Origin of the sequence: Actinocrinis sp. (assembly GCF_035946395.1) — a bacterium.
In the GTDB taxonomy this organism is placed as follows: domain Bacteria; phylum Actinomycetota; class Actinomycetes; order Streptomycetales; family Catenulisporaceae; genus Actinocrinis.
On the sequence record NZ_DASYZI010000109.1, the window covers coordinates 41,795 to 52,201 of the forward strand.

General features: G+C 72.9%; 2 protein-coding genes. Both read right to left on the reverse strand.

What is annotated here, in order from left to right:
- Positions 1 to 30 precede the first annotated feature (30 nt).
- Positions 31 to 4,872, reverse strand: coding sequence for a type I polyketide synthase (locus VGS97_RS07285; protein WP_326852479.1), 4,842 nt, complete (start codon positions 4,870 to 4,872; stop codon positions 31 to 33).
- The coding region (locus tag VGS97_RS07290; RefSeq protein WP_326852480.1) for a type I polyketide synthase at positions 4,869 to 10,407 on the reverse strand (5,539 nt) is incomplete at its 5' end. The genes VGS97_RS07290 and VGS97_RS07285, both read right to left, overlap by 4 nt.

Genomic DNA, 10,407 nt, shown 5'->3' on the forward strand with positions numbered 1-10,407 from the left:
ACGTGGTTCAGAGGTCACGCGGATCAGAGGTCAGCCGGCGCCGAGCTCCTTGTCGATCAGGTCGAAGACCTCGTCGGCCGTCGCCGACTCCAACAGATCCAGATCGAGCGCGCCGCGGGCGTCCTCGGCGGCCCCGTGCCGCGACCGCAGCAGTGCTTCCAAGCGCTGCGTGGCGCGAACCTGCACGTCGCTGTCCTGCGGGAGCGCCGCCAGGGCGGCTTCGAGCCTTTCGATGTCCGCCAGCACCGCCGACACCAGCACTCGCGGGGAGCCGGCGCCGTCGTCGGGCCAGATGCCCGCTTCGAGATGGCGGGCGAGCGCGGTGGGGGTGGGGTGGTCGAACACGAGCGTCGCGGGCAGGGACATGCCGGTGGCCGTGGACAGCCGGTTGCGCAACTGCACCGCGGTGAGCGAGTCGAACCCGGCCTCCCGGAACGCCCGGCCGGGATCGATCTCCCGGGGATCGTCCAGCCCGATCACCGCCGCGGCCTCCGTGCACACCGCCTCCACGAGCCGGCGGCTGCGCTGCGCCGACGACAGACCGGCCAGCCTCCGCACCAGCGACGGATCGGCCCGTTCGGCGGCGGGCGCGGCCTGCCCACGGTTCGGGGCCTGCCGCAGCTCGGGCAGCTCGCCGATCAGCGGGCGCGGCCGGGCCGCGGTGAAGGTCTCGGCGAACCGCTCCCAGTCCATGTCCGCGACCGCGACGAAGGTCTCGTCGTGATCCAGCGCGCGGGCCAGTTCCCGGATCGCGAGATTCGGCGCCATCGACCGCACGCCCCGCCGGCTCAGGTACTCCTTGTGCGCGGGGTCGGCGAGCATGCCGTCACCGTCCCAGGCGCCCCAGGCCAGCGACGTGGCGGTCAGGCCGCGCCCGCGGCGATGTTCGGCCAACGCGTCCAGGTAGGCGTTCGCCGCGCAGTATGCCCCCTGGCTTCCGCTGCCCCAGACGCCCGCGTTGGAGGAGAAGAGCACGAACGCGTCGAGCGGCTCCCGGCTCTCCAGCAGTGCGTCGAGATTGGCCGCGCCCGCGACCTTCGACGCGAAGACCTCTGCGAAGTCGGCCGCGTCGACATCGGCCAGAGCGGCGAACCGGCCGTTGACGCCCGCGGCGTGGACGACCGCGGTCAGCGGGTACTGCGACGGAATGTCGGCCAGGAGCGCGGCCAACGCGTCCCGGTCCGCGACATCGCAGGCCGCGACGGTGACCTGGGTTCCCGATTCGGTCAGCTCCGAGGTCAGCTGCGCGACACCGGGTGCGTCACCGCCCCGGCGGCTGACCAGCAGCAGATGCTCGGCACCGCGGTCGGCCAGCCACCGGGCGACATGCGTGCCCAGCCCGCTGGTGCCGCCGGTGATCAGCACCGTGCCTCTCGGCTTCCATTCGCGTGCGGCCGGCCGGTCGCCGAGCGGGGCGTGCGCGAGCCGGCGCACCAGGATTCCCGAGGCCCGCACCGCCAGTTGGTCCTCATCGGCCGGCGCGGCCAGCGCCATGCACAGGCGTGCCTGCGCCCGCTCGTCCACCCGCCCGGGCAGATCGACGTGGCCGCCCCAACGCCGCGGATCCTCCAGACCCAGCACTCGCCCCAACGCCGCCACCTGCGCCTGATCCGGGCTGGTGAGCCGCTCTCCGGGCTCGGCTGAAACAGCACCCTGCGTCACGCACCAGAGCGGAGCGCCGAGGTCGGCGTCGCGCAGCACCTGCGCGAGCACGGCCGTGCCCGCCACGCCGCCGGGGACCACCGGATGCTGCGCGTGCGCGGTCTCGGCCAGCGCCAGCAGCGACAGCACACCCGATATCGCGGCGCCGTCCGCGAGCAACTCGCGCAACCGCCCGGCCAGCTCCTGCCGATCCGGCCGCGCGGCGTCCACCGCCAGCCGTAGGACTCGGGCGCCGTGCCGGACCAGCGCGTCGGCGCACCCTGCGATCCACTGGTGGTCGGGCTCCGTGTCGGGAACCGCCAGGACCCACGTCCCCGACAACGCAGGTGTCGGCGCGTCGGCGATCGGCTTCCAGTCGATCCGATACCGCCACGAGTCGCCGACCGCCTGCCCGCGAGGCGCGGCTGCGGGCGCCGCCGGCTCCAGCCAGTAGCGCCGCCGCTGGAACGCGTACGTGGGCAAAAGGACTGCGGCGCCGCGCCCGGGCAGCACTGCGCTCCAGTCGACGTTCACACCGTGCACGTGCGCCTGCGCCATCGAGGCCAGGAACTGGTCCGCGCCACCCTGATCCCGGCGCAGCGAGCCGATGGCCGCGGCGTGCGCGCCGACGGCGTCGATGGTCTCCTCGATCGCCACGGTGAGCACCGGGTGCGGGCTGGCTTCCAGGAACATTCCGTGCCCGCCCTCAAGCAGAACACGGATGGCAGCCTCGAACTCCACGGGTTGGCGCAGATTGCGATACCAGTACCCTTCGTCGAGGGTCGTCGTGTCCGCCTGCCCGCCGGTGACGGCCGAATAGAACGGGATGTCGGCCTGCCGGGGCGTGATCCCGGACAGCGCTCGGCGCAGCCGACCGCGGATCTGCTCGACCTGCGACGAGTGTGACGCGTAGTCGACCGGCAGGATCCGCGCGCGGACCTCGGCCGCCTCACACCAGGCCGCCAGTTCCTTGACCGCATCCGGGTCGCCGGACACCACCACCGAGGAAGGCCCGTTCACGGCCGCGATCTGCAACCGCTCACCCCATGGGGACAGCTGCCGCTGCATGTCCGTACGCCCGAGCGCCACGGAGATCATCGCGCCCAGACCCGACAGTTCGACGATCGCCCGGCTGCGAAGCGCTACCGCCCGCGCCGCGTCCGGCAGCGACAACGCTCCCGCGACGCAAGCCGCCGCGATCTCGCCCTGCGAATGCCCGACCACCGCGGCCGGTGTCACGCCGACCGACCGCCACAGGGCGGCGAGCGACACCATGACCGCGAACAGCGCGGGCTGCACCACGTCGACGCGCTCCAGCCCCGGAGTGCCGGCCTTCCCGCGCAGCACGTCCAGAACGGACCAGCCGGTGAGCGGCGTCAGCGCCTGATCGCATTCCTCCATCCGCTCGCGGAAGGCGGCGGCCGAGTCCAGCAGTTCGAGTCCCATGCCCGCCCACTGGCCGCCCTGGCCGGGAAACACGAAGACGACTTCGCTGGCCTGCGGCAGCGTCTGGCCTTGTACGACGCCGGATGCCGTCTCTTCCCGGAGCACCGCGCCGAGCCCGGCCAGCAGTCGCTCCCGGTCCGATCCGAGCACCACCGCGCGATGCGACAGCCCCGCCCGGCCACTGGCCAACGACCGCGCCACCTCCGCCACGCCCAGGCGGTCGTCGGCCGCGACAAAGTCACGCAGCCGCTCGGCCTGCCCTCGCAAGCCCTCCTCGCCCCGGCCCGATATCAGCCAGGGCACGGTAGGTGTGGCGATCGGGTGCATATCGTCGCCGGGCTCCGGCGTTTCGTCTTCCGGTGCTTGTTCAAGGATCACGTGGCCATTGGTGCCGCTGATCCCGAACGAGGAAACCGCCGCGCGCCGCGGCCCCTCCCGCTGCGGCCAGGGCGCGGCCTCCAGCGCGAGCCGCACCGCGCCGGAGGACCAGTCGATGTGCGGGCTCGGCTCGCCGACATGCAGCGTCGCGGGCACCACAGCATGCTGCAACGCCAACACCATCTTGATCACACCGGCAGCACCCGCAGCAGCCTGCGTATGACCGATGTTCGACTTCACCGACCCCAGCAGGATCGGCCGGCCCGCCGGCCGCCCCCGGCCGTAGGTCGCGAGCAATGCCTGCGCCTCGATCGGATCGCCCAACACCGTCCCGGTGCCGTGCGCCTCGACCACATCGATGTCGTTCGCCGACACCCCGGCGCTGGCCAGCGCCGCACGGATCACCCGCTGCTGCGACGGACCGTTCGGCGCGGTCAGCCCGCTGGAGGCACCGTCCTGGTTGAGCGCCGATCCGCGGACGACCGCCCAGACCCGATGACCGTTGCGCCGCGCGTCGGACAGCCGCTCCACCAGCAGCAGGCCGATTCCCTCGGCCATGCTCATCCCGCTCGCGGCGGCGGAGAAAGGCTTGCACCGGCCGTCCTCGGCCAGGGCGCGCTGCCGGCTGAACTCGACGAACCCCTTCGGGCTCGACATCACCGACACCCCACCGGCCACCGCCAGCGAACACTCCCCCGCACGCAACGCCTGGCCGGCGAGGTGCAACGCGACCAGCGACGACGAGCATGCCGTGTCGATCGTGACGGCAGGCCCCTCCAAACCGAACACGTACGCCACCCGACCGGAAAGCACACTCCCGGTGCTCCCGGTCACCGCATAACCCTCGACAGCCTCCGGCACCTCACGAAGACCGGTGACGTAGTCGGACGGGCCGGCGCCGATGAACACGCCGGTGCGGCTGCCCTTGAGCGCCTCCGGAGCGATTCCGCCTTTCTCGAACAGCTCCCAGCAGGTTTCCAGCACCAGCCGCTGCCGCGGATCCATGGCCAGCGCCTCGCGCGGCGAGATGCCGAACAAGCCCGCGTCGAACTGCGCCGCGTCGTGCAGGAAGCCGCCGGCGCGCACGTACGACGTGCCCGGCCGGTCCGGATCGGGATCGAACAAGCCGTCGAGGTCCCAGCCCCGGTCCACCGGGAAGCCCGAGACCGCGTCGCGCCCCTCGGCCACCAGCCGCCACAAGCCTTCCGGCGAGTCGGCGCCCCCCGGGAAGCGGCACGCCAGCCCGACGATCGCCATCGGCTCCCGCAACGCCGCGGTGAGCTCGTCCCGCTGCTTGCGCAGCCGCCGGGTTTCCTTCAGCGACTCGCGCAACGCCTCCGCGAGCCGTTCGGTCGCAGTGGTCTCGGTCGTAGGCACCGCGGTAGCCGATTCGGTCGATGCGGTCATCGCGCGCTCCGTCCCGCAGGGCTGTCGAGTCCGTCGTCGTCCCCGTGCACGGCCCGGATGAGCTCCTCCAGGTCCATGTCATCGATCGCTGCGATATCCGCGTCGTCCTGCGCCGCGGTGGGCTCGGCTTGACTGCCGCCCCGTCCGTCGGTCTGCTCGTCCGGCGAGACGTCGGGGCTGAGCCGGTCACGCAGGTGGTGCGCCAGCGCGACGGGGCTGGGGAAGTCGAACGCGAGGGTCGCCGACAACCGCAGCCCGGTCGCCGCGGCCAGCCGGTTGCGCAGTTCGACGGCGGTGAGCGAATCGAAGCCGAGGTCGAGGAACCCGCGGCCGCCCTCCAGCGCGACCGTGGATTCATGTCCCAGCACGGCTGCGGCGTGCGTGCGCACCAGGTTCAGCAGCATGCGCTGCCGTTCGGCGCCGGTCGCCGCGGCCAGCCGCTGCGCCAAGTCGGCGGGCTGGTCCTGTCCGGCACCGGCGCTGTCGTGCAGGGTCGGCCGGATCGGGACGCGGACCAGGCCGCGCAATACAGCGGGCAGCGTGCCTTGCCGGGCTTGGGCACGCAGCGCCCTGGCATCCAGCCGCGCGGCGACCAGCAGCGGCTCACCGGCACGTACGGCGTCGTCGAAGAGAGCGAGCGCCTGCTCGGCGGGCATCGCCGCCGCACCGGAGCGGGCCAGCCTGTCCCGATCCGAAGCGACCAGTCGTCCGGTCATCCCGCTGTCCGGCGCCCACAGCCCCCACGCGATCGAGGTGGCCGCCTGCCCGCGCGCCCGCCGGTTCGCCGCGAGCGCGTCGAGGAAGGCGTTGGCCGCGCTGTAGTTGCCCTGCCCGGGATTGCCGATCACGCCGCCGGCGGCGGAGAAGAGTACGAACATCCCCAGATCCGCGTCTCGGGTCAGTTCGTCGAGGTGCACCGCCGCGTCCGCCTTGGGCCGCAGCACCGTGGCCATCTGCTGCGCGGTCAGGGAGGTGACCACGCCGTCGTCGAGTTGCCCGGCGGTGTGGACGATGCCGGTCAGCGGATGATCGCCCGGAATCGCGGCCAGCAATGCGGCCAGCGCGGCGCGGTCGGCCACGTCGCAGGCGGCCACGCGGACGGACGCGCCGAGTTCGCGCAGCTGCGCTCGCAGGTCCGCCGCACCGGGCGCCTGCTCGCCGCGGCGGCTCGCCAGGATCAGATGCCTTACTCCCCAGGCGGAGACCAGGTGCCGGGCCACCAGTGCGCCGAGCGTCCCGGTCCCGCCGGTGACCAGCACCGTGCCGGACGGGTCCGGCAGGCGCGGCATCGTCAGGACGAGCTTTCCGGTGTGCCTGCCCTGAGACATGGTCCGGAACGCCTGCCTCGCCTGCCGGACGTCCGTCGCGCGCACCGGCAGCGGCCGCAGCGCTCCGGCCCGCGCAAGCGCCGTGATCTCGGCCAGCATGCTGTGCAGAAGTTCCGCATCGGCGTCCCGCACGAGGTCGATCGCCTGATACATCACCGCGGGATGGGCCTGCGTGACCTGGTCGGGGTCGCGCAGGTCCGCCTTGCCCAGCTCGACGAAACGCCCGCCGCGTGGCAGCACGCTGAGTGACGCGTCGGTCAGTTCGCCGACCAGCGAGTTCAGCACGACGTCCACGCCGACGCCCGCGGTGGCGGCCAGCACGCGCCCGGCGAACTGCGGATCCCGCGACGAGGCGATGTGGTCGTCGTCGAGGCCCATCGCACGCAGGACGTCGTGCTTCGCAGGGCTCGCCGTCGCGTAGACCTCGGCGCCGAGGTGCCGCGCGATCTGGACCGCCGCCATTCCGACGCCCCCGGCGGCCGCGTGCACCAGCACCCGCTCCCCCGCCCGCACTGCGGCCACGCGGGCGAGCGCGTAGTAGGCGGTCAGGAACGCGGTGGGCACCGTCGCCGCCTGTTCGTACGACCATTGCGGCGGCATCGGTACCAGCCAGCGGTGATCGGTCACCGCCAGCGGGCCGAACGCCTGGGGCAGCATCCCCATGACCCGGTCGCCGGGCTTGACCCCGGTGACGCCCGGGCCGGTCTCCAACACCACGCCAGCGCCTTCGTTGCCGATGAACGCCTCGCCCGGATACACCCCGAGCGCGACGAGGACGTCCCGGAAGTTCAGCCCGGCCGCACGGACGCGAACCCGTACCTCGCCACGCTCCAGGCGACGGCCCGCCTGTGGCCATGGCACCAACGACAAGCCCTCAAGCACACCCGAGCCGTCGGTCTCCAGCCGCCACGGACCGTCGGCCGGCGGCACGAGCGCCTCCCTCCGCGGGTCCGCCGGCGCCAGGCGAGGGATCAGTACCCTGTCTTCTCTGATCGCGACCTGTGGCTCGCCGCAGGTGAGCGCGCGGCCCAACGCGGCCGGCGAGGTGTCCGCCGCGGCCAGGTCGACGAGGACCAGCCGACCAGGGTGCTCGGCCTGCGCCGAACGCACCAGCCCCCACACCGACGCCGCCGCGAGATCATCGATCTCGTCCGCACCGGTGGCGTCCACCGCCGACCGGGTCACCACGACCAACCGCGAACGCGCGAGCCGCTCGTCGGCGAGCCAGCTCTGAATCGTCAGAAGCGCGGCAGCGGTCAGCTCGTGGACCGCGTCGGGAAGCCCGGCGGCACCGCGCGCGGACAACACCAGGGTGTCCGGAGCCGCTGCGCCTGCCGCGACTACGCCTGCGACAGCGGTCACGTCAGGGTACGAGGTCACGGACGCGCCCGCCGCCCTCAGCTGCCGCGCCATGTCCAACGGGTCGTCGCCGAGCATCGCCCACTGGCCGGAAAGGGATGCCGCCGCGTCAGGCAGCGCGGTCCAGTCCACCCGCAGCAGCGCCCGGTTCGACCCGCCCCGGACGGCGTTGAGCCGGTCCGGGTCCACGGGGCGGGAGACCAGCCGGTCCACGATCGCCACGGGACGGCCCGACCCGTCGGCCACCGCCACCCTCACCGCGTCCGTGCCCGCGGGCGACAGATACACCCGCAGCGCCGTCGCGCCGGAAGCGAGCAGCGACACGCCGCTGAGGGCGAACGGCAACCTGGCTCGTGCGGCTGCCGGCCCTTCACCCGCGGCGCCGTCCATGGGGCCGTCTGCGGCGAACGCGCCGAGAAGCATCGCTTGGAAAGCGGCGTCGAGCAGCGCGGGATGCAGCCCGTACCGGCCCGCCTCGTCGTGCAGCGGTTCGGGCAGGGCCACCTCCGCGAACACTTCGCCGCCGCGCCGCCATGCCGCCCGCAGCCCCTGGAACGCCGGACCGTAGGTGTACCCGGAATCCTGAGCCTCGCGGTAGAACTCGGCCGGGTCGACCGGCACCGGCACCGCGCCCGGCGGCGGCCATTCCCGAAGGTGCAGCGCTTCCCCGTTCAGCTCCCGCCGGACGGCGGCGAGCGTGCCGGATGCGTGCCGCGTCCAGCTGTCGGCCAGGCCGGCTTCCTGCTCCGAGCGGGCGTATATCGCCAGCGGCCGACGGCCCGCGCCATCCGGCGGACCGACGGACAGCTGTACTTGCACCGTGTCCTCGTCCGGCAGCACGAGCGGCGCCTCAAGCGTCAGCTCCTCGATCTGCGGGCAGCCCACCTCGTCGGCGGCCCGCAGCGCGAGTTCGACAAATCCGGTTCCGGGCAGCAACGCCACTCCGGCCACCGCGTGGTCGGACAGCCACGGCTGGGCACGCGCCGAGAGCCGGCCGGTCAGTACCGTGCCGGTTCCGTCGGCCAGCGTCACCTCGGCGCCCAGCAGCGGATGGCCGGTCGCGCCCACTCCGAGGGCCGCCGGATCGGCGGTCGCCGCACGCGGGTCCTCCAGCCAGAAACGCTGGCGGTCGAAGGCGTAGGCAGGCAGCGGCAGGAGCTGCGCGGCGGGGCCGAACAGAACGGACCAGTCGAGCTGCACTCCTGCCGTCCACGCCTCGGCAAGCGAGGCGACGAACCGCCGGAGCCCTCCCTCACCGCGGCGCAGCGAGCCCACCGCGACCGGTTCGGCGGCATCCTCGGCCAGTTCGGCGGCGTCCGCCACGGCGATGGCCAGGACGGGGTGCGGGCTCGTCTCGACGAACACCCCGAAGCCGCGCCCCCGTAGCGCCCGGGTGGCCGCCTCGAACTGAACTGGTTGGCGCAGGTTCTGGTACCAGTACTCCGCGTCGAGCCGCGCGGTGTCCAGCAGACCTGCGGTCACCGCGGAATAGAACGGCACCTGCGAGGTCCGCGGGGTGATTGCGCCCAAGTCCGTCAGCAGCGACTCTCGCAGTTGTTCCACCTGAGCGGAGTGCGCCGCGTAGTCCACCTCGATCCGCCGGGCACGAACGCCTGCCGCAGCGCATTCGGCGACGAGTTCGTCCAGCGCGGCGCCGTCACCGGACACCACGACCTGCGACGGACTGTTCACCGCCGCGACCTCCAGGCGGTCGCCCCAGCGCGACAGCCGCTGCTGAATCTGTTCCCTGCCGAGCTGAACAGAGGCCATGCCCCCACCGGCGGGCAATGCGGTCAACGCTGCGGACCGCATCGCGACCACTTGGGCGGCGTCCCGCAGCGACAGGCCGCCGGCCACGTAAGCTGCTGCGATCTCGCCTTGGGAGTGTCCGACGACTGCGGCGGGCTCGACCCCGTAGTGGCGCCACAACCCGGCGAGCGACACCATCACCGCGAACAGCGTGGGCTGCACGACGTCCACGCGGTCCAGCGACGGCGCGCCGGGGGCTTGGCGCAGCACTGCGGTGAGCGACCAGTCCACGAACTCGGACAGGGCTTGTTCACACTCTTGTATCCGCTCGGCGAAGACCGGGCTCGTGTCCAGCAGCTCGGCCGCCATCCCCGGCCACTGGCCGCCCTGCCCGGGGAAGACGAAGGCCACGCGCGGCCTGCCCCGGGTGACCGCGCTGACCGTCGCGGCGGTCGGCTCGTCACGCTCCAGCGCCGCCAGCCCGCTCTCGAAACCGTCCCGATCCGAGGCGAGCACCACCGCGCGGTGGGTCAGCTGCGCCCGGGCGCTCGCCAGCGACCAGCCCGCGTCCGCCGGCGAGAGCGAGGGGTTCTCGGCCACGAACCGGCGCAGCCTGGCCGCCTGGCCGCGCAGCCCCGCCGCCGAGCTTGCGGACAGCGGCCAGGCCAGTACCGCGGCGGCCTGCTCGTCCGGTTTCGCAGCGTCCAGATCCAGGGTGTTCAGATCCACAGTGTTCAGAGTCACAGTGCCCTGATTCACAGTGTCCTGATTCGCAGCGTCCAGGCCCAGCGCGTCCAGGCCCCGCTCGTCGTCAGGCTCTGCCCGCTCATCGCCGCGCTCTGATGGTCCGCTGTCCGGCGCCTGTTCGAGAATCACGTGGGCGTTGGTGCCGCTGATCCCGAACGACGACACCCCCGCACGCCGCGGCCAGTCCTGCTGCGGCCAGGGCACGGTCCGAACGGCGAGTTCCACCGCGCCGGAGGTCCAGTCGATGTGCGGGCTTGGCGCATCCACGTGCAGCGTCGCGGGCACCACAGCGTGCTGCAACGCCAACACCATCTTGATCACACCGGCAGCACCCGCAGCAGCCTGCGTATGA

Excerpts from the sequence above, each read along its gene's own strand:
- VGS97_RS07285 (WP_326852479.1), bottom strand. The coding sequence starts at position 4,872 with ATGACCGCATCGACCGAATCGGCTACCGCGGTGCCTACGACCGAGACC.